We start from the raw sequence: 25,574 nt of genomic DNA on the forward strand, positions 1-25,574 counted from the left end.
GACCATCGGTTTGTCAATTTTGTTGACGACGACGATTGGTTGAAGTCCTTGCTCGAGTGCTTTTTTCAAAACGAAACGTGTTTGTGGCATACAGCCTTCACGTGCATCGACAACGAGGATAACGCCATCAACCATACGCATGATTCGCTCAACTTCTCCACCGAAATCGGCGTGTCCTGGCGTATCAACGATGTTGATGCGTGTGTTCTTGTAATCAATTGCAGTGTTTTTCGCAAGAATCGTGATTCCACGTTCCCGCTCGATGTCATTTGAGTCCATTGCGCGTTCTTCGACTTGTTCGTTCGTACGGAACGTACCAGACTGTTTTAAAAGCTCATCGACTAATGTTGTTTTACCATGGTCAACGTGGGCGATGATCGCAACGTTGCGTAAATCATTTCGTACTAATGTTGTCATAGGTGTGTACCTCTTTCTATTCATTTAAATAAATCTTATCATACTTTCGGTCAACTTTAAGAGTATAGCACAGGTAGAGTCCTAATTGGCAATGACTAAGATTCGACATCAGTCCGAAAGCCTTTTCATTATCCTTCATTCACGCTACACTGTTAACGTACTCACGGGTAGAGGGGGAAAAGAACATGCGCCTGCTATTTTTATTACTCGCCATGCTTGCCGTAGGATCCATGGCAGCCATCGGCATCTTCATCGCGGAACAAAACGTCCCGATGACGATCGCCTCTGTCATCTTGATGATTGTTACGATGGGTGCTGGGTTCGTCTTAAAAGCACGTTTACGAAAACAAGCATGAGCAAAAAGGTTCCTTTCGTTCAAGACGAAAGAAACCTTTTTTCAATCCTCTTGTGTTTGTACGAATGTCAACACATCTTCAACGAACGTCTGGCTCCCTGCTAGCACACTCGTTTGTTCGAGAAATGACATCGATTCACCTGTGATCGTTCCGACACGCCCACCGACCTCTTCAATCAACAACTGACCGGCTGCGTAATCCCAAGGCATATTACGCATTGTGATATACCCGTCAACACGCCCTGCAGCTGTCCATGCGAGTTCGAGTGATGCTGCACCGATTGCTCGTACACCTACCGCGTGTCGTACGAGTGGTGCAAGACGATCCGTATTGATTCGACGATTTGGTGTCACCCAGGTCGCGTTCATACAGATGATTGCTTCTTTAACACTCCGCTCCTCGATTTGTGGTAATCGTATGCCGTTTTGATAAGCACCATGCCCTTTGATGACATGGAACAACTCGTCCGCCATGACATCGTAGACGAATCCATAGCGTAACTCACCATCCACCATAATCGCGATCGAGATGGCAAACATTCGTTTTTGACGGATAAAGTTCATCGTTCCATCAATCGGATCAACGAACCAGATCGTGCCTTCGAGTGTATCAGGTCGAGCGATTCGCCCTTCTTCCCCATAAATATGATGATTCGGATAGCGATCTAAAATACCTTGAATCAATAAATCCTCGACGGCTTGATCAATCTCTGTCACTAAATCGCTTTTTCCGGTTTTTTGTTCGACGTGATACGAACCATCAATTTTTTCGCGAATGTACTTTCCCGCTCGTTTGATCAAATCTATCGCATCCAACTCAATCTGCATTTGAGTTCACTCCTTCATCGTTGTTTCCAGCTTCTTCTATAGTAACAAAAAAAGAAAACCAGCGAACAGTTCGCTGGTTGAAGAGTTGATATTTTATTATAAGGTAGAGATTGGAACGTTGAAATCAAGCTTCAAGACGTACCATCTCTTGACGATATTTTTCGAGGCGCTCTTTACTTGCGCCAACAGCTTCTGCGTCACTTGCCACCATCGCATCGTGTAATGTAGCAAGCTCATAATCGATTTCGAGACGCAATACAGGAATGCGTTTTTCTGCATCTTTTCTCTTGTATGCTTCTATCACTTGTTTCACAGTAACCACACTCCTTCGCGGGATAAACAGAGGTTTAATTTGTCAGACAATTGCGACTTATTAGTGGATTGAATCTATAATAGTACGATTCAACTTAGATGTAAAGCATCTAATTTTAAAAAATACAGTTTCACATATTTGTAAGGCCAACGTCTTGTATGTAGTATATAGCCGCTTCCTTTCCACTTTAAACAAATGTTGATCATTTCCCGCACATTTCCAGTCGGATTAAAAGATAAGACTCCTACGCGATCGCATAGGAGTCTTATCTTCATGATCCAATTATTTCTTCATACGAACAATCGGTTCTTCCTGACGTTTTGCTTGTTGCATCGTCCGATAACTCGAGCAACCGGTCTCTTCCATATAAAACTGATCCCACTGTTTTTCCTCGGATTTCGAGGTGACGATTTGCTTGAATTCACGATACGCTTCGAGCAACCGTTGTCGTTCAACACCTGTCTCATACGCTTGCTCGACTAAATTAAAGAAGTCGATGACTTTCACGATTTCTTCAGTCGACCAATCGGAATTGAGCGGATAATTCAATGCCATCATTCCCACTTCCTTTCTGCACTTTTCTATTTTACACGGAAAAGAAGCATAAAACAGTTGCAACCGTCCGAAAACTTGTTATAGTTAGCTTGTTTGATTGTATTTTTATTCGGTTTTAAGGGGGGAAATCTGGTGCAAACAAAAAGCTTAACACAGCTCGATACACCTTTATTCGATGCGCTACTCGCGCATGCGAAACGTCAACCAATTCAATTTCATATTCCCGGTCATAAAAATGGTCAGGGAATGGATCCAGCCTTTCGATCGTTCATCGGTCAGAATGCGCTCGATATCGATTTAATCAATATCGCTCCCCTTGATGATCTCCATCATCCAAAGGCAATCATTAAGGAAGCTCATCAATTGGCAGCTCAAGCCTTCCACGCCGACGAAACGTTCTTTTCCGTACAAGGAACTTCAACGGCCATCATGGCGATGATCATGAGTGTCGTCGGACCTGATGATAAAATTCTCGTTCCTCGGAACGTGCATAAATCGGTGATGTCAGCTATCGTTCTTTCTGGTGCGCATCCGATTTTCATTCACCCTGAATTCGATGAGACATTCGGAATCGCGCACGGCATCACACCAAGCGCGGTAGAACGTGCCCTTGCACTTCATCCCGATACAAAAGCAGTACTCGTCATCAACCCGACCTATTTCGGCGTTGCTGGTGACTTAGAAAGCATCGTCAAGCTTTCCCATAGTAAAGGTATTCCGGTACTCGTCGACGAAGCACACGGCGTCCATATCGCCTTCCACGAAGATATGCCGTTGTCTGCGATGCAAGCAGGAGCTGATCTTGCTGCAACCAGCGTGCATAAACTCGGTGGCTCACTTACAGGAAGCTCTGTCCTGAACGTTCGTCGCGGACTTGTCTCTCCAGATAAAGTTCAAGCAGTGCTCTCGATGTTGACGACGACATCGACATCTTACCTGTTGCTCGCTTCTCTTGACTGCGCTCGGCGTCATCTTGCGATCAACGGTGAAGCGATGAATCGTCGGGCACTTGAACTTGCGACACGGATGCGCTTTGGATTAGCGAAGCTTCCTTATCTCGCTGTTTTCGGTGAATCCGATCTTCATTCGAGTGCGACGTTCGCCTTTGATCCAACGAAAGTGCTTGTTTCCGTCAAAGGGCTTGGCATTTCTGGTCACCTCGTCGAAGAGTTCTTACGTGAAGAACACCGGATCGAAGTTGAACTTTCTGATTTGAACAACATTCTCGTCATCATCACGTCTGGCGACTCAGAAGAGACGATTGATGCCTTTTTACATGCGATGTCATTACTTGTCGCACGTTATCAAAATAATGGCGCCGAGACGACTGATCATTCGATTGTTCTTCCAGACATCCCAGCGCTCGCTCTCAGTCCTCGTGATGCATTCTATGAAGAGACAGAGACGATTCCGTTGGTCGATGCGGTCGGGCGGATTTCAGCTGAATTCATGATGGTATATCCACCTGGTATTCCTATCTTCATCCCAGGCGAAATGATCACGGCAGACAACCTTGCCTATATTAAAGAAAACATCGAAGCCGGTCTTCCGGTTCAAGGTCTTGAAGATCATTCGCTTGAGACGATCAAAGTCATTCAACAATCGAATGCGATTCGGTGAAGACAAGATAAAGCAGTAATCCTTAGTTAATGAGGATTACTGCTTTTTTTGTCATTTCATTCTGCGTACTCATCGTTTGGTGAACAAGGAATGAATGCTGCGAGTGCTTCACCGATTACTTCGACATCCTCTCGTTCAATCGCAAATGTACGAATTAAGACATCTCCATTCAACACATCCTGTTGATCGAGTAACGCTGACTGACCACCGGTTAAACTGACGACAAGTACTTTCCCGAAGAATTGTCCCGTACAGACGACAGCAAAATCATAGCGGGCGAGTGCGGTCGTCCAGCCGACAAAACGAACCTTATCCATTTCCGATACGTAATACAGCTCCTCTAAGGTAGTCACGGATTCCATGTGCGTCCACCCTCTCCGATTTTTACTTTTTCTTTTCCTTTTTTTGTATCAAGACCAAACAAAAAAACACCTCATACACGGTCGGCTCCCCGTGTATGAGGTGTTTCGATATTATTTAATGATGTGGATTGGGCTACCGATTGCAACTTCAGCAGTTTCCATTGCGATTTCACCGAGTGATGGGTGTGCATGGATTGTGAGTGCGATATCTTCAGCTGTCATACCAGACTCGATTGCGAGTCCCATTTCAGCGATCATATCAGATGCGCCTGTACCAGCGATTTGCGCGCCGATCAAGAGACCATCTGATTTACGAGTGATCATTTTCAAGAAGCCGTCTGGCTCGTTGAGTGCAAGTGCACGACCATTCGCAGCGTAAGGGAATTTAGACGCGATGTAATCGAGTCCTTCTTCTTTCGCTTGTGCTTCCGTGTAACCGACTGTAGCGAGTTCTGGATCTGTGAAGACGACCGCTGGAATCGCGCTGTAGTCGAGGTATGCAGGGTGTCCTGCAGCTGCTTCAGCAGCAATTTTAGCTTCGAATGAAGCTTTGTGTGCAAGTGGTGGTCCTGGAACGATATCACCGATTGCGTAGATGTTTTCGTTTGAAGTACGGCACTGATCGTCGATTTCGACAAGACCACGGTCGCTGACTTTGACTTCTGCCATTTCAAGACCAAGATCACCAGTGTTCGGACGGCGACCGACAGTAACGAGGACGTAGTCCGCTTCAACTGTTTGTGCTTCACCGTTGACTTCGAATGTTACTTTAACGCCATCTTCCGACTCTTCCACACTTTGAGCAAGTGCTTCGTTGTGGATTGTGATGTTACCTTTTTGTTTGAGCTTTTTCTTAACGACTTGCGTCATAGCAGGCTCGAAACCAGAAAGGATGTCTTTTGTTCCTTCAAGAATGATGACTTCTGTATCGAAGTTCGCATACGCTGTACCAAGCTCCATCCCGATGTATCCGCCACCGATGACGATGAGTTTTTTCGGGATTTCAGGAAGGTTCAATGCGCCTGTTGAAGAAAGGACGCGTTTTGACCATTTGAAAGCTGGAAGTTCGATTGGAGTCGAACCTGTCGCGATGATACATTTCTTGAATTTGTAAGGAGTCGAAGAATCTTCGTTGATGATACGGACTGTATCTTCTGATTGGAAGTAAGCTTCCCCAACGACAGTCTCGACTTTGTTCCCTTTAAGAAGACCACTAACGCCGCCAGTCAATTTGTTGACGACAGATTGTTTCCAAGATTGAACTTTCGAGAAATCGACAGTTGCATTCTCAGAAGTGATCCCCATATCGCTTGCACCTTTAGCATGCTGGAAGTTATGTCCTGCAGTGATCAAGGCTTTTGATGGGATACATCCAACGTTTAAGCAAACACCGCCGACGTTTTCACGTTCAACGATTGTTACTTTCATACCGAGTTGCGCGCCGCGGATTGCAGCAACGTAACCACCAGGGCCAGCCCCGATTACGAGTAAATCTGTTTCTTGTGCGAATTCACCTACTACCATTGCTTATCCCTCCATGATGAGAAGTTGTGGGTCGTTCAATAGGCGTTTAACTAAGTTAAGCGCGTTTTGTGCAGTTGCACCATCGATGAGACGGTGGTCGAAGCTGAATGAAAGTGCAAGAACTGGTGCAGCAACGATTTCGCCGTTTTTAACGACTGCTTTTTCAGCGATACGGCCGATACCGAGGATTGCAACTTCTGGGTGGTTGATGACTGGTGTGAACCACTGACCGCCAGCAGAACCGATGTTAGTGATCGTGATTGATCCGCCTTTCATCTCTTCGCCAGAAAGTTTACCTTCGCGTGCTTTACCAGCAAGGTCGTTGATGTCGTCAGCGAGTGAGAAGATCGATTTACGATCTGCATCTTTAACGACTGGTACGACAAGACCGTTGTCTGTATCTGCAGCGATACCGATGTTGAAGTAGTTTTTGTAGACGATTTCTTCGTTTACATCGTCGATTGATGCGTTGATTGCTGGGTATTTTTTAGCAGCAGCAGTCAATGCTTTTACGACGAACGGAAGGTAAGTCAATTTCGTACCTTGAGCAGCCGCAACTTCTTTGAAGTTTTTACGGAGTGCTACGAGGTTCGTAACATCGACTTCGTCCATGAGTGTTACGTGTGGAGCTGTATGTTTCGAGTTAACCATTGCTTTCGAAATCGCTTTACGGATTCCTTTGATTTTCTCGCGTGTTTCAAGTTCAGGTTGAGCAGCAACGTATGGCTTAACTTCTGTTTTTGGTGCAGAAGCAGCTGCAGCTGGTGCTTTTTCTTCTGTTGCTGGTGCTTCAGAAGTTTGACCACCGTTTGCGAATGCATCGATGTCTTCTTTGACGACACGACCGTTGTCTCCAGAACCTTGGACTTCACGGATGTCGACACCTTTTTCACGTGCATATTTACGGACAGATGGCATCGCGATGACGCGTTCTGATTTATGGATTTGAACCTCGTTTGGTTTGTCTTCCACTTTTTGATCCGTATCTTGAACGTCTTTCGCGTTGTCTTCAGCTTTTGGTTGCTCTGCTTCTTCAGAAGGAGCAGAACCTTCGCCTTCGACTTCGAAAGTGATGAGGACGTCGCCAACGACAGCTACGACACCTTCGTCAACTTTAACTTCTTTAACAGTACCATCAACTGGTGATGGGATTTCAACGACTGCTTTATCGTTTTGTACTTCAAGAAGAACGTCGTCTTCCTTGACAGTGTCGCCCGCTTTTACGAACCACTTTACGATTTCACCTTCATGAATACCCTCACCGATATCCGGCAATTTGAATTCAAATAAACCCATTTGAATATGCCTCCTTTTAGTTCACTCTTCTAGTCGATTGTTATCTGTAAAAACGGAAGCAAGGAGAGAATGGACCCCTCTCCTTATTTTCCGAAATGCTCTTAGAAATTGTAGACAGTTTTGACTTTCTCAACGATATCTTTGTGATCTGGGATCCAGACGTCTTCACCTTGTGCGAATGGGAAGATTGTATCTGGAGCAGCAACACGAAGAATTGGCGCTTCGAGGTCAAGGATTGCACGTTCTTGGATTTCAGTTGCAACCATTGCAGCGATACCCGCTTGTTTTTGTGCTTCTTGAACGACGACGACACGGTTTGTTTTCTTGACAGAAGCAAGAATCGTATCGATATCGATTGGGCTGATTGTCATCAAGTCGATGATTTCGACGCTGATGTTTTCTTTTTCGAGCTCTTCAGCTGCTTTAAGTGAAGCGTGTACCATCGCACCGTAAGTGACGATTGTTACATCTGTACCTTCACGTTTTACATCAGCTTTTCCGAGTTCGATCGTGTAATCGCCCTCTGGCACTTCACCGCGGAATGAACGGTAGAGTTTCATGTGCTCGAGGAATACGACTGGGTCGTTGTCGCGGATTGACGCGATCAAAAGACCTTTTGCATCGTAAGGTGTTGAAGGAATGACAACTTTAAGTCCTGGTGACTGAGCCATGAGTCCTTCGAGGTTATCTGCGTGAAGTTCCGGTGTTTTAACACCGCCACCGAATGGTGAACGGATTGTAACAGGTGCACTGTATGTGCCGCCTGAACGGTAACGGAGACGCGCAAGTTGTGCTGCGACTGAATCGAATACTTCGAATACGAATCCGAAGAATTGGATTTCCATGATTGGACGGAATCCTGTCAGACTGAATCCGACAGCAAGACCACCAATACCTGATTCTGCAAGTGGTGTATCGAAGACGCGGTCTTCGCCGAGCTCATCTTGAAGACCTTCTGTCGCACGGAATACCCCACCGTTTTTACCGACGTCTTCACCGAACAAGAGAACTTGTTCGTCGCGTTTCATCTCGACGCGCATTGCGTCAGTGATCGCTTGGATCATCGTCATTTGTGCCATGGGTTATTTCGACTCCTTTGCTGTATACTCATCAAGCTGCTCTTGCAGGTTTTGTGGAAGCTTCTCAGCCATCACGTTGATGAAATCTGTAACTTTTTGTTTTGGTTCTTTGTCAGCTTGTGCAAGTGCTTCCTTAACGTCAGCTTTAGCTTGCTCGATGACTTCGTTCTCTTTATCTTCGTTCCAAAGACCTTTTGCTTCCATGAAAGCACGGAAACGGACGAGTGGATCTTGTGCTTGATACTCATCATCCATGTCTTTTGTACGGTAACGTGTTGGATCATCACCAGCGAGTGTGTGTGGTCCGTAACGGTAAGTCAATGTTTCGATCAATGTCGGAACACCGTTGAGTGCTTCAACACGCGCTTGTTTCGTAGCTGCGTATACAGCAAGAACGTCCATACCGTCGACTTGGATACCATTGATACCAGCAGCGACAGCTTTTTGAGCGATTGTTTTCGCCATAGATTGTTTTTCGACAGGTGTCGAGATTGCGAAACGGTTGTTTTGAACGACGAAGATTGCAGGTGCTTTGAAAGCTCCAGCGAAGTTCATACCTTCATAGAAGTCCCCTTGTGAAGAACCACCATCACCTGTGTAAGTGATTGCGACTTGTTCTTTACCGCTTTTCTTAAGACCGAGAGCAACACCAGCCGCTTGAACGATCTGCGCACCGATGATGATTTGTGGCATTAAGACGTTAACACCTTCAGGGATCTTACCACCTGTGATGTGACCGCGTGAGAACAAGAATGCTTTGTAAAGTGGGAAGCCATGGAAGACCATTTGTGGAATATCACGGTATCCAGGAAGAATCCAGTCATCTTTATCCAAAGCGAATTGCGTACCAATCATTGACGCTTCTTGTCCAGCTACTGGAGCGTAGAAACCAAGGCGTCCTTGACGGTTAAGTGAGATTGCACGTTGGTCCCAGATACGTGTGTATACGAGACGGCGCATTAATTCCGTAAGCTCTTCATCCGAGAGGTCTGGCATAGCGTCTTTATTGACGACTTCACCTTTCTCGTCAAGAATGCGGAACGTTTCAAAGTTTTCTTCCACGTTTTTAAACATGTTTACGTTCATCTTTTCACCTCATCCTTTCACTGCGTTCAGCGAAATATTCCTCTGACTGATTTGCCCACATGACAATAGTGTCCAAAAAACGAAGTCCCGTGTGACTATCCTTTGAACATGTGTCTGTGTACCTATTCAGTTGAGTAAACTGTATTATCATGAATCGACACGTTATAGTGTCTTGTTCATTACGTTACAAGTATAAATCTGTAACACCTTAAAATCAAAGGAAATGTTTTATTTTTTTCGCGTTTCACATTGTGAATTCAATCACAAAACTAGAATATTCCATCTTCTGTATCATTCGATATTTTCCTACTGTGTTAGTTGTCATCATTCCCCACTTTCCTATGCTATACTTTTTGTAGACGAAAGGAGTGTTGTTCATGATCACCATGAATGAAATCGTACGCGAAGACGTTCCTGCTCTTCACGAACGGTCAGTAGAAGTGACCTTCCCTCTCAGCGATGAGGATAAGGAAACGATGCGACTCATGCGCGAGTTCCTCGCCAACAGTCAAGATGATGAAATTGCGAAGAAATACGATTTACGAAGCGGCATTGGACTTGCAGCACCACAAATCGGTGTCAACAAGCGCATGTTCGCGATCCGCTTACCGGATGGTGATGATTTGCTGGAATTTGGTATCTATAATCCAAAAATCATCAGTCATTCCGTCGAGCAGACCTATTTAACGGGCGGCGAAGGATGTCTGTCCGTCGACCGTGAAGTCGAAGGACATGTACCGCGCTATATGCGTATTACCCTAACTGGCATCGATCATAACGGAAATCCTATAAAATTACGTTTAAAAGGGATGAAAGCAATCGTCTGCCAACATGAATACGACCATCTAGATGGCGTCATGTTTTATGATCGGATTGATAAAAAAGAACCGTTCAAGGAATACGGCCCTGCCACGTAATACAAAAATCCTCGTTTCCGTTTTCGGAGACGAGGATTTTTTTGAATCAGACTTCCATGATGATCGGCATGACCATCGGATGACGTTGTGTTTTTTCTGTTAAATACGGTGTGAGAGTATCATTGATGACTTGTTTGATGTCCGTCCATTTCGTATTACGGTTCGCGAGCGATTGATCAAGTGAACGCTTGAGTAGACGTTCAGCATCTTTAATCAAATTACCCGATTCGCGCATGTAGACGAAACCACGCGAGATGATGTCCGGTCCAGAGACGAGACGATTCGTCTTCGAGTCAAGCGTCACGACGACGACGACGAGTCCCTCTTCTGAGAGAATACGGCGATCGCGTAAAACGATGTTTCCGATGTCTCCGATTCCTTTTCCGTCGACATAAACCGCATTCGCTTGAATCTTCCCAGTGATAGCGGCTGCATTCGCATCTAATGCCAGTACTTCACCGTTATCCATGACGAAACAGTTTTCTTCCGGTACGCCAGCATCCATCGCAAGCGACATATGCTTCTTCAGCATCCGGTATTCCCCGTGAATCGGCATGAAGTATTTCGGATTCAATAGACGTAACATGAGCAACTGCTCTTGTTGACTACCGTGACCTGATGTATGGATATCATTCAGTTTACCGTACATGACATCTGCACCAGCTTTATATAGCTGATTGATCGTCTTTCCGACAGAAACGACGTTTCCTGGGATTGGTGACGAAGAGAAGATGACGAGATCATCCGGAATGATCGAGATTTGACGGTGTGTTCCGTTTGCGATACGGCTAAGTGCAGCCATCGGTTCTCCTTGTGAGCCGGTACAAAGGATCGTCAACTCATTTGATTTATAACGTTTCATCTCGTTTGGTTCGATGATCGTACCCTTCGGCGCTTTGATGAAATCAAGTTCTTGACCAATCATCATGACCTTGTCCATGCTACGTCCGAAGACGACGATTTTCCGTCCTGCTTCTACAGAAGCATTGACGACTTGTTGCAGACGATAGATGTTCGACGCAAACGTCGCGAAGATGATCCGTCCTTCCGCTTTACGGAAGATGTCTGAGATCGTTTCCCCAACGACACGTTCACTCATCGTAAACCCTTCCACTTCTGCGTTCGTTGAGTCCGATAGAAGACACAATACGCCTTCCTTACCGAGTTCAGCCATTTTAGCTAGATCAGCCGGTTCTCCAACTGGCGTGAAATCGAACTTGAAGTCCCCTGTATGCACGATATTCCCTTGTGGCGTTTTGACGACGACACCGAACGAGTTTGGAATCGAGTGTGTCGTACGGAAGAACGAGATGCTTGTCTTCCGGAACTTGATGACCGAATCCTCATCGATCTCATGCAGTTCCGCGTTGCGAAGCAAACCATGTTCTTCTAACTTCACCTTGATGAGACCCATCGCAATCTTCCCAGCGTAAATCGGTAAGTTCACTTGTTTGAGCAAGAATGGCAGACCGCCAATGTGATCTTCATGACCGTGTGTGATGAAGACGCCTTTGACCTTATCCTTGTTCTTGATCAAGTACGTGTAATCTGGAATGACATAGTCGATTCCGAGTAATTCATCTTCTGGGAACATGACACCCGCGTCAATGACGATGATCTCATCTTGGAATTGAACGACATACGTGTTCTTCCCGATTTCCCCTAGTCCACCGAGTGCGAAAACGGCGGCTTGATGGTTTTTGACGAACTTCATTCGAACGTCGCAACCTTGAAATCAGGATGTTGTTGTTCGTATGTCAAAAATTCTCCGCTGACTTCGCGGATGAACTCGATGTTGATATCTTTGAGGTGGTCAATCGTTGATCGCACGTCACGAATGCTTTCCCCTTCTACATACATTGTTTCTGTCCGTTCACGAACAGGTGCTTCCGAACGAAGCGGTTGGTAAAATACTTTAAAAATCATGCCTAGCAACTCCTTATCAGTACATTGTTTTTTGTCCTTAGTACAGTATACACGATACACGGACTATTTTTCATCCTTATTCCGCATGTTCCCTTCAGGCAACACGCTTTTGGTTATGCTATACTTTCACGTGAACAGGTCATTTTGACCAATTAAAAAGAGAAGGTGAAACCATGGCAAATCAGAAAGTCGTCTTTTTCGATATCGACGGAACCTTATTGCATGATGGTCATTTTGTTCCGGAATCAACAAAACAGGCAATTCGTAAGCTTCAAGAAAATGGTGTCTATGTAGCCCTTGCAACCGGACGCGGACCTGCGATGTTGTCTGGAATCCGTGAACTGCTCAACATCGATACGATTATCGGCTATAACGGGCAAATCGTCGTTCATCAAAATGAAATCATCTACAAACGTCCACAACCGAAGACGGATTTAACGCATTTAACGCAACAAGCGAAAGAAAACGGGCATACACTCGTTTATCTTGGCGAAACAAAAGGCTTCACGACGAAATCAAATGATGTTCATGTCGTCGATTCACTCGGGGAGCTTGATATGCCGTTGCCGATTCACGATGAAGAAGCATTTTTATCGCATGATGTTTTCCAAACGCTCGTCTACTGTACGGCTGAAGAAGAGAGCGATTATGTTAAACGCTATGACGCATTTGATTTCATTCGTTGGCACCCACATGCAATGGATGTCATCAATGTCGGTTCTTCGAAAGCAGAAGGGATCAAACAATTCCTGAAATTGACGAATATTCGCCGCGAAGATACCTTTGCATTTGGTGATGCTTTAAACGATCTAGAGATGCTTCGCTACGTCGGAACGGGTATTGCAATGGGCAACGGACTTCCAGAAACGAAAGCTGCCGCTGACTATGTCACGAAACCCATCCTTGAGGACGGTATCGCACACGGATTAAAAGAATTCCAACTCATTTAATTAAGTAAATGTAAAGCTGAGGCGCGCCTCAGCTTTTTTTAGTTCTTCACTTTATGAATCGCACGCTCTAGACGGTCGAGGTCCTCATTTTCACCAATGACGACGAGGTAGTCCCCTTTTTCAATCATTTCGTCAGCTTGTAGAGAAATCAGAACGTTTTCTCCACGTTTAATGGCGACAACGTTCGCTCCGTATTTGCTCCGTAGATCCAGGTCAATCAATGTTTGTTTTGCCATCCGATCACTGACTTTAATTTCAACGATCGAAAATTCTTGAGATAAATCGAGATAGTCAAGAATATTGGAACTCATTAAACCATTTGCAATCCGGACTCCCATATCCCGTTCGGGGTGAACGATGAAATCTGCTCCGATTTTTCGTAATACTTTTTCGTGGTAATCGTTCGTCGCTTTAACGGTGATCGATTGTACCCCAAGCTCTTTTAAGATCAATGTCGTCAAGATGGATGCTTGAATATTTTCCCCGATCGCAACGATGACATGATCGAAGTTTCGGATTCCTAGACTCTTTAAGACGTTCTCATCCGTCGTATCCGCGATGACGGAATGCGTCGCAATTCCCATGAATTCATTGACGCGCTCCTCGTCGGAGTCAATCGCTAAGACATCATAGCCATTTTTCGATAATTCACGGACAATCGAGCCACCAAAGCGCCCTAGTCCAATTACTGCAAACTCTCCATTCATTTTCACAACTCTCCTTCACAATCGCTCTTCCTTAGTAGTGTACCCGATTCAATTTAAAAATACTATAAACGCCCCTGCGATTCGCAGAGGCGTGTATTCATCCATTATTTTGAGGATTTCCCACGTACATAATCGTTATCGAACAAGAAGAGTCGTAAAATCAAGTACAACGCCGGAATCAAGAGTAAGAGTCCGAAGATGAAGACAACGACGAGTGCGGAAGCCATTGTTTCGTTAACGACCGCTTTGTTGATATCGATATATGGATACAAGATATATGGTAAGTGCGTATAACCGTAACCGAACCATGCCACTCCATACTGTAGCATGACCGCGACGAAAGCAATTCCGTAATTCTTCTTCATGTAGACGAGTGTCACCGCAACGAGGAAGAAGATGAAACTAGCAGCGAACCACCACCAGTTCCCGTTTAAGATGTTCTCATAGTGCCATGCCGCTTGATTTTTCAATCCAAAGAAGACGAGTGCACAGACTAGAATCGTCGGACCACTCCAGAAGAGCGCCCACTTACGAATCAATGGCGTAGCCCCTTCATCCTTCGCTTTATCTGCATAGAACAAGAGGAACATCGCACTGATATAGAGGACGGATACGATAGCGAGTGCTACGACCGACCAAGAGTAAAAGTTCGTAAATAATTTTGTTCCTAAAAACTCAACCGTTTCATTCGTTTTACGAATGAATCCACCTTGACTGATCGTCAATGTCGTTGACATCGCCGCCGGAATCAATAGACCAGTTGCTCCATATAAGAACGTATAGAACATGCTGTCATTTGATCCATAATTGGCGAATGCATAGAAACTACCACGAATCGCAATCAATACGAGAACGATCGAGGCTGGCACGAGTAGTGCCGTACCGAAATAGTAAGCGGTATCCGGGAAGAACCCGACTAATCCGACGAAGAAGAATACGAAGAAGACATTCGTTACCTCCCACACTGGTGAGAGATAACGAAGAATCAATCGATTCGTTAAATGATCCCGCTTCGTATATTTTGAATAAAAGGCGTAAAATCCAGCACCGAAGTCAATTGAGGCAACGATGAGATATCCGTACAGGAAAGTCCAAAGGACCGTAATTCCTAGTGTTTGAACGTCCAAATCGTTCCCTCCTTACTTGTTATCATCCACGAACATAGCTTCCCCACGTGCGTGGTGGTTTTCAGCAAGTTCTTGAAGTTCTTTTCCAACCGGGTTTTTCTTGAACATCCGTAATAATACGACTGTACAAATCGTACCGAGCATCAAGTACAAGGCACTGAATAGAATCAACATCGGACCGACGGCAGTTGATGTCGTCGCCGCATCTGCTGTCCGCATGATGCCGTAAAGTGTCCAAGGTTGGCGACCAATTTCAGCATACATCCAACCTGCTTCAATTGAAATCATCGCCAGAGGTCCACCGATGAAGACACCTCTTAAAATCCATTTGTTATAAGGATTTAATTTTTTCAATCGGAATGCCAAGATGAACAAGGCAGAGATGGCAGCCAAATACATACCAATCGAAACCATGATATCGAAGAAATAGTGAACAATCAGCGGTGCTTGATCTTCTTTTGCGAACTCATTTAGACCAATGACTTCTGTATCTGGAGCTCCACCCGCAAGAATCGAGAGTGCATATGGGATTTTGACGGCTCCCTTGATTTCATAACTGCCGTCTTCTTGCTGATCAAGTATCCCACCAAAAATCAATTCTGCTTCACTTGTTGTTTCAAAATGCCATTCAGCAGCCGCGAGTTTCTCTGGCTGATATTTCGCCAAGTATTTCCCTGAGAAGTCCCCGACAAGTGCAGTCGAGAAGGCAAAAATCAATCCAGCCATAACCGTTAAGCGAAGTGCTTTTTTATGATACGCTGTTTCCGCTGCTGAGAGTGTTTTTTTGCGGAGTAAGTGGAACGCCGCGATTGCCGCCAAGATGAAAGCGACTGTCAAATAAGCCGATACGATGACGTGTGTTGCTTTTGTAGGTGTTGCTGTATTGAACATTGCTTTTAATGGTTCAATTTGCGTTAGCGTTCCGTTGACGATCTTAAATCCTTCTGGTGAGTTCATGAAGGAGTTGACCGTCGTAATGAAGAATGCTGATGCTGTCGCACCGATGACGACTGGAATCCCGATCAACCAGTGTAACCATGGGTTTTTGAATCGATCCCATGTATACAGGTAAATACCGAGGAAAATCGCTTCAAAGAAGAATGCGAATGTTTCCATGAACAGTGGTAATGCGATTGTTTGACCAGCTACTTGCATGAGTGACGGCCAAAGTAGTGATAATTGCAATCCGATGGCCGTCCCTGTCACGACACCGACTGCGACGGTAACGACGTATCCACGCGTCCACCGTCTTGCTAATAAAATATAATCCGGATCTTTGCGTTTCAGACCGATGAATTCAGCTGCGAGTACCATGAGCGGTACCCCGACACCAATCGTCGCGAATATAATGTGAAACGCTAATGTGAGCCCTGTCAACAATCGACTGAGCAATACGGGATCATTGAACATGTATATAGCCCCCTCTTCCTAAAACATACTTCTCTATATGGTCTATAACCGTATCATAGAGAACATAACCCTTTATGTCTGTTTATAATGTTTGATGTAACAAATTGTTCACATGTGCACGTGATTTTTTTCACAAAATGTTCGAAAACTCCTATTCTTACATATATAAAAAGCTTTCCCGTTCTTGATTTCGAAAGGGAAAGCTTAATGTCCTTCATTATTTCATAAAACTTTTTAAACATATTCTCGGAAATAATGGTCGAGTAAATCAATCACAAAAGGAATCGCGGATTCATCTGGATTCAAGGTTGGTTGATGAAGACCAGATGTCGGATTGTCGACTCCGAGCCAAAACATCATTCCTGGAATTTCCTTCAACATGAATCCAAAGTCTTCTCCTGTCATTGCTGCATCACATTCAATATAGTTCGCATTCATCTTAACGAATGATGAAAATTTATCAACGATGTGTCGGTCATTGACGACCTCGTAATAACGATTTCCGAATTGTAGATCAATCTTGACGCCAAAGGAAGCTTCGATTCCCCGGATGATGTCACGAACGCGTCGTTCCAGTTTTTCCATGTCTTCCCCGTTGAGTGCGCGCATCGTACCGTCAAGAACAGCTCTACCGGCGATGACGTTTTCTCGAATCCCGGCATCGACCTTTCCGATCGTGATGACGCTACAGTTCATCGGATTGATGGATCGGCTGACGATTGTTTGCAATTGCATGATCAAGGCTGCTTGCGCAACGACCGTATCAATCGTCAAATGAGGAAATGCCGCGTGACCACTTTGACCATAGATCGTGATATGGACTTCTCGAGCACTCGCGAACAAGACGCCTGGACGGCTTGCAATCGTACCGACTGGATACTCCGGTGCGACGTGAAGACCATACATCTCACTTGGACGATATTTTTCAAACAACGGACTTTTAATCATCGGTTCTGCCCCGCCCGGACCTTCCTCCGCTGGTTGGAATAAAAAGACGACATCATCCATGACCGGCAATTCAATGATTCGTTTCATCAATCCCAACGCAATCGACGTGTGCATATCGTGACCACAGGCATGCATGAAGCCTGGATGTTCCGAGCAAAATGGAAGACCTGTCGCTTCTTCGATTGGTAACCCATCAATGTCTGCCCGGTATCCAATCGTCCGATTTCCAGTCAATCCTTTCACTCGAACGAAAACTCCCGTTTCAAACGTATCATACGTGACACGATCTGGTGGATAAGCACGAATTTGTTCCAATATAAAAGCTTGCGTCTTAAATTCCTTGAACCCTGGTTCTGGTATTTTATGAAGCGCGCGCCGCATTTCAATGGCGTATTCCATCTGACTGACTTCCTCCTTCTTCTTTTACGATGTCCCAAAATGCTTGAACTTGTTTTAGTTCAAGCATCGATTCCGTAGACAAAATCCATGTATCTCGCTTTAATATCTTTCCGGACGATGTTTTTAACGGAAGCTGCATGACTTCATTTGATTGTTGGATCGTCGACTCGGGTAAAATCGCAAATCCAATTCCATGTAGAGCCATCTGCTTACATGTCTCGATTTGATCGACGACCAGCGTCCGAGATGGTGGACTTGCGAACCGATCTTGCCACCATTCTAAAATTTCTTGATAGTACGTTGAATCACTCTTGAACTGGATGAATGGTCGATCCGTCACGCGTAACTGTTCGATTGACGTCAACTCACTATCGACTAAATAGAGCGGATCCGAGAAAAGACGTTCTTTAACACCTTTCCAGTCCGGGTTTCCACGAATGATCCCGATATGAAAATGTTCCTCTAACATATGACGCATCATCTCACTGGACCATCCCGTGACGAGCTGAACACGGACATGCGGATAACGCTCAACGAATCGTTTCAAGACACGCGGGAGCCAGTATTGCCCCATGATGGAAGCGACGGCAATTCGAAGCGTTCCATAAACAGCACCCTCTTCTGCCGTCAATTCACTTTTTAACTCAAGTTCCTTCCGATTCATCTCTTTTGCGAGACCGATTACTTTTTCTCCTTGTGGTGTGATGCTTAACCCACGCGATGAACGAATGAATAACTTTGTTCCCCAGCGTCTTTCAATCGCAACGAGACGTTGACTAAGTGCAGGTTGCGAGACGAATAATCGTTCAGCAGCGCGCCTCATATTCAATTCTTCCGATAAGGTGATCAACATTTCCATTTCCGACACTTGCAATGTGAGATTCGACTCCTCATGATATAAGATGGCATTAGTTTAACACGTTAGAAAGGACGATACATATGACACGCTATCATTTTATGTTCATCATCTCAACGATTGCAACGCTTGGCAGTCTCTATTTCAGTGAAATTCGTGGATTCATCCCCTGCCCTCTCTGTTGGTGGCAACGACTATTCATGTATACGACTGCCTTTTATTTGCTCATCTCGCTATTCCGGTCGAAAACGATTGATCCACTCTTCGTCCGCCTGTATGTGCTTGCCGGCTTTGGTGTCGCCTTGTACCACGTCATTCTTGAGCGCTTACCCGATGGCGAAGCGTTATGTACAAGCGGCTGTCTCATCAAGTGGGTCAACTATTTTGGTTTCTTGACGATTCCGATGATGAGTCTCATTGCCTTTACATTACTCTTGATTCTAGCGTTCTATCCAGCACGTTCGAACAATGAAGCATAAGATACAAAAAAGAGAAGTCGATTCGACTTCTCTTTTTTGTCGTTTGATATCACGCCCATCGATTGAAGACGCTGACGGCGCTTGAGAACGCAAGCTCTGAGAGCTGTCCCGTACCTTCACACCAGTCCCCGACGAAAGCGACACCTGCATGATCCGGAATATGAGTCGCAAGCGGCGCTTGCCCCATTTTCCATTTGATTTCTTGTACGACTGCTCGTTTGATCGTTCGTTCTGCGACGATACGTTGTCGCCAATCTGCAAAATGAACGTCAAGCATCTGTTCGATTCCTGTTCGGACATGTCCAATATAATCAGGATCCTCGAGTCGATCGTGTTCAAGGTAGGCGATTGCTTGAAGGACTTGACCATCCTTCGGTGCAAGACTTGCATCATAATGCGATAAATCCGTGATGAACGCTCGATGCGAACGGTCGTAGATGTATGAATACGGTGTTTGGATATACGGATGAAGTCCAAGATCATACACGAATACTTCTACCGGTTCATGGCTCGCGTACGGTGTAACAAATCGCTGAATGGCAGTGGGAGTCGCCATTTTCAAGATTTCACGCGGTGGTACGGCAAAGATGATCCGTTCGACGTTCCATTCTTGTTTCTTTCGATCACGTACTAAAAATCCGGTCTTAGTCGATTCGACTGCTGTTATTTTTGTTTTTTTCAGGATCTCTCCACGGTTTTCTAGGATGATCCGTTCCAACTCCTGAACTAACCCTTGCCATCCACCTTCGATGTATGAGACAGGCTTGCGCGTCCGAAAAAGTTTTTGATAATACTCGAAATAGACGTCTGACGGAATTTTTTCGGGTTCTGCCGTAAAAAAGTTCGTTGATGCCAAATCAAGCATCAACTGTGCCACTTGTTCATCGACTCGTTCTGTTTTTAACCATTGCCCGATTGATTGTTGCGGATCCCCTCGTTCGACTCGTAAAATCGTTTTAATGATTTCCCATGTGAAACGTACTTTGTTCGTTCCTTCGATGACTTCTGTTTTCAATAATCCCCAGGCATTCGCAGGAATTGCCGTCAAATGACCTGAAAACTCATATTTCGCACGACTTGCTGAGAAATCCAGCCACGTCACTTCGATACCGAGCTGTTTCGTTAATTTGCGAAGAATCGATTGATCGCGTCCATAAATCGCATGAGCACCGTAATTAAACGTAAATCCTTTTACGGTTTGAGAGGTGGCACGTCCTCCAAGTAATCCCGCATCCCAGAGCGTGACCGGCGTTCCTTGTTTTGCGAATAATGCCGCTGCCGTCAAGCCGGATAACCCTCCACCTATGATACCAATCGTCATACTCCCGCCTCCTCAATCGTCATTTCTTTTCTTTTCCCATAACGATTGAAGAAGAATCGAAGAACATGAAAAAAGGCGCGATTTCAATCTTGAAATCACGCCTCCTTATTTTGGATTATGCTTTCCACCATTCATCGAGTGGTGAGACCGGCATATGATGCTTGTGTCCAACACGTTTATACTGCGTCTCTAACTTTTCTTGACTTGCTTCTGAAATCGTCTTTCCTTCCAAGTAGTCATCGATTTCTTCATATGTCATACCAAGTGCCACTTCGTCTGGTAGTGCCGGACGATTTTCCTCAAGGTCTGCTGTCGGAACTTTTTCAATCAAGACTTCTGGTGCGTTCAAGTAACGTAACAGTTGTTTCCCTTGCCGTTTATTCAGTCCTGTCAATGGCGTCAAATCACATGCACCATCACCGTGTTTCGTGTAGAATCCCGTCACGAATTCAGCTGCATGATCTGTTCCAACGACTAAACAGCCATAATGAGCAGCTAAATCATATTGGCTTTTCATTCGCTCCCGCGCTTTCGTATTTCCTTTACTAAAGTCGGAAAGTTCTGCACCTGTCGCTTCTTTGAACGCCTGCATCGATGCTTCAACTGCTGGTTTAATGTTCACACGAAGCGAATGATCCGGTTGAATGAACGTCAAGGCTGTCTGTGCGTCTGCTTCATCTTGTTGTTCCCCGTAAGGCAAGCGGACCGCATAAAATGCGACATCTTTCCCCTCTTCTTTTCGCAACTCTTCAACTGCCAGTTGGCACAGACGACCTGCGAGCGAAGAATCTTGTCCCCCTGAGATGCCCAATACGAATCCTTTTGCTCCTGTATGGTTGAGATACGCTTTCAAGAAGGCTACCCGCTCGTTTACTTCTTGTGCTGGGTCAATGACAGGCTTTACTCCTGTTACTTGGATGATTTCTTTTTGCATGAATCGCTTCACTCCTTCACATTGTGTTGATCGTCATTTTGAATCAATCATTTGTTGATCCGTCGTTTGTTTTGCACTTGCTCCCTTGAATTGACGGATTGTCGATACGCGAACTTCCGTGCTATCACCTAAAGAGGAGATTGGTAATTCAACCGTATACTGTTTCGTTTCATGTTTCGTGAACGTATCTTTTTCAATCGCTTGCGTGAATACTTGCTCTTTCTCAAAATCATACGTTACGTGTTGTTTCGCATCAATCAATTGAGCCTGAAAACGTTGTGAGGAAGGATACGTCACGTTCACACTGTGATCATTTGGATTCGTTAAAGAAATGTCTAATTGCATCATGTCGTCCTGCTTTGTCGTTTTGACTGCGATCCGAATCGGTTCGTTCGTAGTTGTTGTTGCCTGTTGTTTCTTTTCTTGGCAACCTGCTAAACAAACAGAAAGCAGTAGCAGAATGAAAACGAGACGTTTCATCTCATCCCTCCTTTTATCTCTAATAATTTTATCACAAAAAAAGCGAGAGAGGATTCTCCTCTCTCGCACGGTTATTCACTTATGCCACAGGTAAAGTCGATGGATTCATCTTGAATGAAAACAATTGCTCTAGTCCTGTCGCAAACAGTTCGTCACAAATATCCTCTGCCGCGTTTGCTGGTGCGACTAATGTAATCGTACGACTGTCGATTGTTTCGATCGTTACATATACCCCTGTTTTTGTCCGTTCCTTATATCCTACTGCTAAATCAGTTTCAGCGAAAAGTAACATATCCCCGATTCTCCCCTTTTCTCATTCATAATGCCCAGCCAAGAGATGACCTACATGTTCCGAATTCGTTATTGTAGGTTAACTGTACCAAAGGGCAGAAAAAAGAAGAAAATTGTCATTCGACATTTCATTTCAAAACAATATTTCAATTTCATCAGGGATATTTTGGAATAATCCATTTAGTTGTTAGATGCAAGCGTTTTAATAAGCATTTCCAACACATTTCATTTCGATTTCAAAAAGATGACAACATGATTTTGATTATTTTACCAGTATTTTTAGGAAACAGGGAATATATACCTAGACAATTAGTGACTCATTTTGTCGAATGATTCTCTCACCCAATTATTTTTTAAGTTCTCATGAACTTTCATCTATCATTCGATTCATTTGCTGCCAAACCGTTCCTAGTGCTTCTTCCCCACTCTCGATCCGCGTTAATGCGAGTTCGGCTTGTAGAGCTACTTCATATTCCCGGTCTCGGCTTGCTTCACGCAGTCTTGGGATTGACTGTTCCGTTCCGACATCAAACAGGAAGCGTGCAGCTCGCCAGCGTACTAATTTATTTTTATCCGCTAACGCTTCCATCATCATTGGTTCAGCTTCTGGCATCGCCCAATCTGAAATCGTATCGCCTGCTGTCCGACGAACGATCCCTGACGGATCATGCAGTGCACTCGTCAAATACTCTAACAGTTCTTCTCGGTGATCTTCGAACATCCCAAGCTTTACAATCGCTTGACGCCGAATTTGCATCTTCTCATCCTGTAACAGGCGAGCATAAGCTGGAACCCATTCCATCTCAACAGGTAATTCATCGAGCGCCGCGAATCGTTCTTTCCAATCGGATGATTGAATCGCTTGACCGCTAAACGTAATATCTTCTCCTGCTGCGAGCGACTTGAGACGTTCGATACGTTCGACTGGATAGGCAATCTCAATCTCATTCGCTACTTCACGCAAACTTTCGTCAAGATCTCCGTATCGAGGTGCTTGTTCCACCCAGCGTCGATCGCTAATGACATTCTGAACGAATGGTTGGACGAATAGCGCTGCTTCTCGGAAACGTTCCGACAGTCCTTCTCGTTTTTCTTCTAATCCTTTCACACCTTTGATTTGCATCGGTACGCCTAAAATGAACTGCACGAATAGATGGACAGGCTCATACTCAGCATCTGTCTCGTGCTGTTCAACATCATTCAACGTTTCACCGAAAGCACGTCGTATATCGATGACAAGCGAGCGCCAATCATATTTCGGATAACGCTCGATCGATAAAAAGTCACTGACCTGATAAACGAACTTAACGCCAGGTATTTCAAGTAATCGCTGAATGTGTTCCGGTGCGCCAAAGGCATGCTCGAATGTCTGCCCCTTTTCCGGAAAGACCTCATCAACGATGACTTTCATGTTATTTGGACTTGGTGTTGGTTCAATCGCTACGATTTTCATGTGTATCCCCTCCATTTCTATCATTTCAGATATCTAATCTGAAATGCAAAGCAAATGCCCTACAGACGTGACTGTAGGGCAAAAACTTACTTGAATGCCTCTTCGATGATTGCAACGAAAGCATCCGGTGTCTCAAGCATCCCCATGTGTCCACTGTCTGTTGACCGATGTATGAGATGATCATTCTTTGGTGCAAATGCACTTTCCTCTGAAATCAGTTGATCTTTCGTGCCGTGAATGATGACACCCTTCACGTTTGACCTCGTCAAGACCTTCGTCATATCTCGCCGATCTCGCATCGCAGAGAGCGCACGAATCGCTCCTTCGACCGTCATCATGTACCCGATTTCAAGTGCTTCAGCGACAGCGAACTCATCTGCCCCTTCAGCGAATAAGGATGGAACAAGACCATTGACGAATTCTCTGACACCGACTTCTTCAACGCGTGTGATGTTTTGATTTCGTTTTTGTTTCGCTTGTTCATCATCTGCTTTAGCTGTCGAATACACAAGACCGTATCCACTGATTTGATCCGCATACCCTTCAACGATTGCAGCTGTGATGTATCCACCAAAGGAATGTCCGATGATGATCGGCTTTTTGATACCACGTCGATCAAGTTCATGCATGACCCATTCGGCAAAGCCTTCAATCGTATCCGGACCAACATCAAGTCCCTCATGCCCCGGTAAACTTAGTGGTAAGACATCAAAGGAATGTCGTAAATTTGCCTCTACCCGATTAAAATAATCTGTTCCTCCTGTAAATCCATGCAGGAGTACAAGTGTTTGTTTTTCCATTGACTACCTCATCCCTTCCATTCAGATGCGAGCATACGGTACATCGTCAAATCCATGAAACGACCATGACTGTATGCATAATCTTCTAGTAATCCTTCTGCTTTGAATCCTAATTTTTGAACCAATGCGTTAGAAGCGAGGTTTTCAGGTGCGACGAGGGCGCTGATTCGATGGAGAGCAAATTCTTCAAAGCCATATGTCAGAACAGCTCTTGCCGCTTCCGAAGCGACACCACGTTGCCAATAATCTTGACTAACTTCAAAACCAATTTCAGCCCGATGGTATTGAGACAGCCAGTTATGAAAACCGATCGTACCGATCAATTGATTCGTTTGTGCATCAGCAATTGCCCAGCGAATCGCTTTACCTTGCGTGAACTGTTCTTTAAAGTAACTGATGACATTTTTAGCTTCATAGACCGTCACGAGCGGATCTGATCCGTAATAATACATGACTTTATCGTCCGATAGGATTTTAAACAATTCGCGTGCGTCACGGTTTTCGAGCTCACGTAATATGAAGCGCTCGGTCCGCAATTCCGGGAAAGGCTTTCGCAAGCCCCACATGCTCCATCACCTCTCTTTATGCTTCTCTATGTAGTATGCCCTTTTTCAGAAGTAAATATCCTTTCAGGCAATTCGAAGTTTTGCTACTATTAAATTATGAAGGAGTTAGTCATGGAAAGGAAGCGAAGTGGTATGTCGAGTGCGTTACTTTACTTATATGAGGACGAGGAAAATCAACGATTAACGATGTCAGGAGTACATTTCTCTGATTTCGCTGCAGCCGTCGATTTGAAACGTCCTTTACTCATTTCAGGAAGTGATTTCAAACAGACGAAACAATCGTTTCGAACGATGCTTCATTACATCGAAGCGCATGAGATCGAACAGTTTTCACAATCAACGGATGTCCAGCGTCATCCTTTGACTGCTATTGATATTCGCTCCTCTCATTCGCTTGATGTATTGACGGATGTCGAAATCGCGGAGTTATTATTTTTAATGCATATGAAACGAGGGACACCGCTTCCTTTCCTTGACTCGATCGAGAATGAACTGGTCTATTTTAGCGAACACGATGGTCTTCATGCTTCTGTTTACTTGAAGGATTGGTCACGGGTAGAACCTGTCTCTTATAC

General features: G+C 44.8%; 28 protein-coding genes and 1 pseudogene. 6 read left to right on the top strand and 23 right to left on the bottom strand.

Going from position 1 to position 25,574, the window contains the following annotated elements:
- Window positions 1–417, bottom strand: a 417-nt coding sequence (locus tag F8N00_RS04485) for a GTP-binding protein (RefSeq protein WP_421017853.1), incomplete at its 3' end; no start/stop codon positions are given.
- Between the two features lie 185 nt (window positions 418–602).
- On the opposite strand from F8N00_RS04485, the gene F8N00_RS04490 reads away from it, so the two are divergent.
- Window positions 603–773, top strand: coding sequence for a DUF5325 family protein (locus tag F8N00_RS04490; protein ID WP_158581850.1), 171 nt, complete (start codon window positions 603–605; stop codon window positions 771–773).
- 41 nt (window positions 774–814) lie between these two features.
- Here the strand turns inward: F8N00_RS04490 and F8N00_RS04495 are convergent, their stop codons facing one another.
- The 3 genes from F8N00_RS04495 to F8N00_RS04505 all read right to left on the bottom strand — a co-directional run bounded on the left by F8N00_RS04495 (window position 815) and on the right by F8N00_RS04505 (window position 2,468).
- Window positions 815–1,600 (bottom strand): inositol monophosphatase family protein, encoded by a 786-nt coding sequence (locus F8N00_RS04495; protein ID WP_035396699.1) that lies wholly within the window; start codon window positions 1,598–1,600, stop codon window positions 815–817.
- A gap of 124 nt (window positions 1,601–1,724) precedes the next feature.
- On the bottom strand, window positions 1,725–1,913 hold the full coding sequence (locus F8N00_RS04500; RefSeq protein WP_023468845.1) for a hypothetical protein: 189 nt from the start codon (window positions 1,911–1,913) through the stop codon (window positions 1,725–1,727).
- A 282-nt stretch (window positions 1,914–2,195) separates the two neighbouring features.
- A complete protein-coding gene (locus F8N00_RS04505; RefSeq protein ID WP_023468846.1) occupies window positions 2,196–2,468 on the bottom strand; it encodes a UPF0223 family protein in 273 nt (90 codons plus the stop codon).
- A 132-nt stretch (window positions 2,469–2,600) separates the two neighbouring features.
- On the opposite strand from F8N00_RS04505, the gene F8N00_RS04510 reads away from it, so the two are divergent.
- Window positions 2,601–4,088, top strand: a complete 1,488-nt coding sequence (locus F8N00_RS04510) for an aminotransferase class I/II-fold pyridoxal phosphate-dependent enzyme (protein WP_035406702.1) — start codon at window positions 2,601–2,603, stop codon at window positions 4,086–4,088.
- A 56-nt stretch (window positions 4,089–4,144) separates the two neighbouring features.
- On the opposite strand, the gene F8N00_RS04515 is transcribed toward F8N00_RS04510, so the two are convergent.
- The 5 genes from F8N00_RS04515 to pdhA all read right to left on the bottom strand — a co-directional run bounded on the left by F8N00_RS04515 (window position 4,145) and on the right by pdhA (window position 9,435).
- Entirely contained in the window at window positions 4,145–4,450 is a 306-nt protein-coding gene (locus F8N00_RS04515) for an SAV0927 family protein (protein ID WP_023468848.1), read from the bottom strand.
- A gap of 111 nt (window positions 4,451–4,561) precedes the next feature.
- Window positions 4,562–5,974: a dihydrolipoyl dehydrogenase gene (lpdA, locus tag F8N00_RS04520; protein ID WP_421017854.1), complete on the bottom strand. Its 1,413-nt coding sequence runs from the start codon at window positions 5,972–5,974 to the stop codon at window positions 4,562–4,564.
- A gap of 3 nt (window positions 5,975–5,977) precedes the next feature.
- On the bottom strand, window positions 5,978–7,270 hold the full coding sequence (locus F8N00_RS04525; RefSeq protein WP_023468850.1) for a dihydrolipoamide acetyltransferase family protein: 1,293 nt from the start codon (window positions 7,268–7,270) through the stop codon (window positions 5,978–5,980).
- A gap of 101 nt (window positions 7,271–7,371) precedes the next feature.
- Window positions 7,372–8,349, bottom strand: coding sequence for an alpha-ketoacid dehydrogenase subunit beta (locus F8N00_RS04530; protein ID WP_023468851.1), 978 nt, complete (start codon window positions 8,347–8,349; stop codon window positions 7,372–7,374).
- Between the two features lie 3 nt (window positions 8,350–8,352).
- Complete coding sequence (pdhA, locus tag F8N00_RS04535) at window positions 8,353–9,435, bottom strand: pyruvate dehydrogenase (acetyl-transferring) E1 component subunit alpha (RefSeq protein ID WP_023468852.1); 1,083 nt, start codon at window positions 9,433–9,435, stop codon at window positions 8,353–8,355.
- 377 nt (window positions 9,436–9,812) lie between these two features.
- On the opposite strand from pdhA, the gene def reads away from it, so the two are divergent.
- The gene (gene def / locus F8N00_RS04540) at window positions 9,813–10,352 is read left to right on the top strand and encodes a peptide deformylase (RefSeq protein WP_029342180.1); all 540 of its coding nucleotides are present in this window, start codon (window positions 9,813–9,815) and stop codon (window positions 10,350–10,352) included.
- A 46-nt stretch (window positions 10,353–10,398) separates the two neighbouring features.
- Here def and rnjA read toward each other — a convergent pair whose 3' ends face one another.
- Together rnjA and F8N00_RS04550 are read right to left on the bottom strand one after the other, a co-directional pair.
- Window positions 10,399–12,066, bottom strand: coding sequence for a ribonuclease J1 (gene rnjA, locus F8N00_RS04545; RefSeq protein ID WP_035396693.1), 1,668 nt, complete (start codon window positions 12,064–12,066; stop codon window positions 10,399–10,401).
- Entirely contained in the window at window positions 12,063–12,278 is a 216-nt protein-coding gene (locus F8N00_RS04550; RefSeq protein ID WP_023468855.1) for a DNA-dependent RNA polymerase subunit epsilon, read from the bottom strand. The genes rnjA and F8N00_RS04550 overlap by 4 nt, the downstream gene beginning before the upstream one ends.
- A 173-nt stretch (window positions 12,279–12,451) precedes the next feature.
- On the opposite strand from F8N00_RS04550, the gene F8N00_RS04555 reads away from it, so the two are divergent.
- On the top strand, window positions 12,452–13,228 hold the full coding sequence (locus tag F8N00_RS04555; protein ID WP_023468856.1) for a Cof-type HAD-IIB family hydrolase: 777 nt from the start codon (window positions 12,452–12,454) through the stop codon (window positions 13,226–13,228).
- A gap of 38 nt (window positions 13,229–13,266) precedes the next feature.
- Here F8N00_RS04555 and F8N00_RS04560 read toward each other — a convergent pair whose 3' ends face one another.
- From F8N00_RS04560 to F8N00_RS04580, 5 genes are all read right to left on the bottom strand, one after another.
- The gene (locus F8N00_RS04560) at window positions 13,267–13,935 is read right to left on the bottom strand and encodes a potassium channel family protein (RefSeq protein WP_023468857.1); all 669 of its coding nucleotides are present in this window, start codon (window positions 13,933–13,935) and stop codon (window positions 13,267–13,269) included.
- 104 nt (window positions 13,936–14,039) lie between these two features.
- A complete protein-coding gene (locus tag F8N00_RS04565; RefSeq protein ID WP_023468858.1) occupies window positions 14,040–15,062 on the bottom strand; it encodes a cytochrome d ubiquinol oxidase subunit II in 1,023 nt (340 codons plus the stop codon).
- A gap of 12 nt (window positions 15,063–15,074) precedes the next feature.
- A complete protein-coding gene (locus tag F8N00_RS04570; protein WP_023468859.1) occupies window positions 15,075–16,472 on the bottom strand; it encodes a cytochrome ubiquinol oxidase subunit I in 1,398 nt (465 codons plus the stop codon).
- 234 nt (window positions 16,473–16,706) lie between these two features.
- Window positions 16,707–17,819, bottom strand: a complete 1,113-nt coding sequence (locus tag F8N00_RS04575) for an N-acetyldiaminopimelate deacetylase (RefSeq protein WP_023468860.1) — start codon at window positions 17,817–17,819, stop codon at window positions 16,707–16,709.
- Window positions 17,803–18,693 (bottom strand): LysR family transcriptional regulator, encoded by an 891-nt coding sequence (locus F8N00_RS04580; protein ID WP_029342184.1) that lies wholly within the window; start codon window positions 18,691–18,693, stop codon window positions 17,803–17,805. The genes F8N00_RS04575 and F8N00_RS04580 overlap by 17 nt, the downstream gene beginning before the upstream one ends.
- Before the next feature lie 65 nt (window positions 18,694–18,758).
- Between F8N00_RS04580 and F8N00_RS04585 the strand changes: the two genes are divergently transcribed.
- Complete coding sequence (locus F8N00_RS04585; RefSeq protein WP_023468862.1) at window positions 18,759–19,154, top strand: disulfide bond formation protein B; 396 nt, start codon at window positions 18,759–18,761, stop codon at window positions 19,152–19,154.
- A gap of 49 nt (window positions 19,155–19,203) precedes the next feature.
- On the opposite strand, the gene F8N00_RS04590 is transcribed toward F8N00_RS04585, so the two are convergent.
- The 7 genes from F8N00_RS04590 to F8N00_RS04620 all read right to left on the bottom strand — a co-directional run bounded on the left by F8N00_RS04590 (window position 19,204) and on the right by F8N00_RS04620 (window position 24,999).
- A complete protein-coding gene (locus F8N00_RS04590; RefSeq protein WP_023468863.1) occupies window positions 19,204–20,475 on the bottom strand; it encodes an FAD-dependent oxidoreductase in 1,272 nt (423 codons plus the stop codon).
- A gap of 115 nt (window positions 20,476–20,590) precedes the next feature.
- Window positions 20,591–21,409: an ammonia-dependent NAD(+) synthetase gene (nadE, locus tag F8N00_RS04595; RefSeq protein WP_035396689.1), complete on the bottom strand. Its 819-nt coding sequence runs from the start codon at window positions 21,407–21,409 to the stop codon at window positions 20,591–20,593.
- A 33-nt stretch (window positions 21,410–21,442) separates the two neighbouring features.
- A complete protein-coding gene (locus tag F8N00_RS04600; protein ID WP_023468865.1) occupies window positions 21,443–21,889 on the bottom strand; it encodes a BsuPI-related putative proteinase inhibitor in 447 nt (148 codons plus the stop codon).
- 79 nt (window positions 21,890–21,968) lie between these two features.
- On the bottom strand, window positions 21,969–22,181 hold the full coding sequence (locus F8N00_RS04605) for a hypothetical protein (protein ID WP_023468866.1): 213 nt from the start codon (window positions 22,179–22,181) through the stop codon (window positions 21,969–21,971).
- Window positions 22,182–22,541: 360 nt separating this feature from the next.
- A complete protein-coding gene (locus F8N00_RS04610; protein WP_023468867.1) occupies window positions 22,542–23,633 on the bottom strand; it encodes a conserved virulence factor C family protein in 1,092 nt (363 codons plus the stop codon).
- Between the two features lie 86 nt (window positions 23,634–23,719).
- Window positions 23,720–24,433 (bottom strand): alpha/beta fold hydrolase, encoded by a 714-nt coding sequence (locus F8N00_RS04615; protein WP_035396687.1) that lies wholly within the window; start codon window positions 24,431–24,433, stop codon window positions 23,720–23,722.
- 8 nt (window positions 24,434–24,441) lie between these two features.
- A complete protein-coding gene (locus F8N00_RS04620) occupies window positions 24,442–24,999 on the bottom strand; it encodes a GNAT family N-acetyltransferase (RefSeq protein ID WP_023468869.1) in 558 nt (185 codons plus the stop codon).
- A 111-nt stretch (window positions 25,000–25,110) separates the two neighbouring features.
- Between F8N00_RS04620 and F8N00_RS04625 the strand changes: the two are divergent.
- A pseudogene (locus F8N00_RS04625) lies at window positions 25,111–25,574 on the top strand (hypothetical protein); the annotation flags it as partial.

The sequence above is a fragment of the Exiguobacterium sp. A1_3_1 genome, from assembly GCF_048985645.1.
GTDB classification, from domain to species: Bacteria; Bacillota; Bacilli; order Exiguobacteriales; family Exiguobacteriaceae; genus Exiguobacterium_A; species Exiguobacterium_A indicum.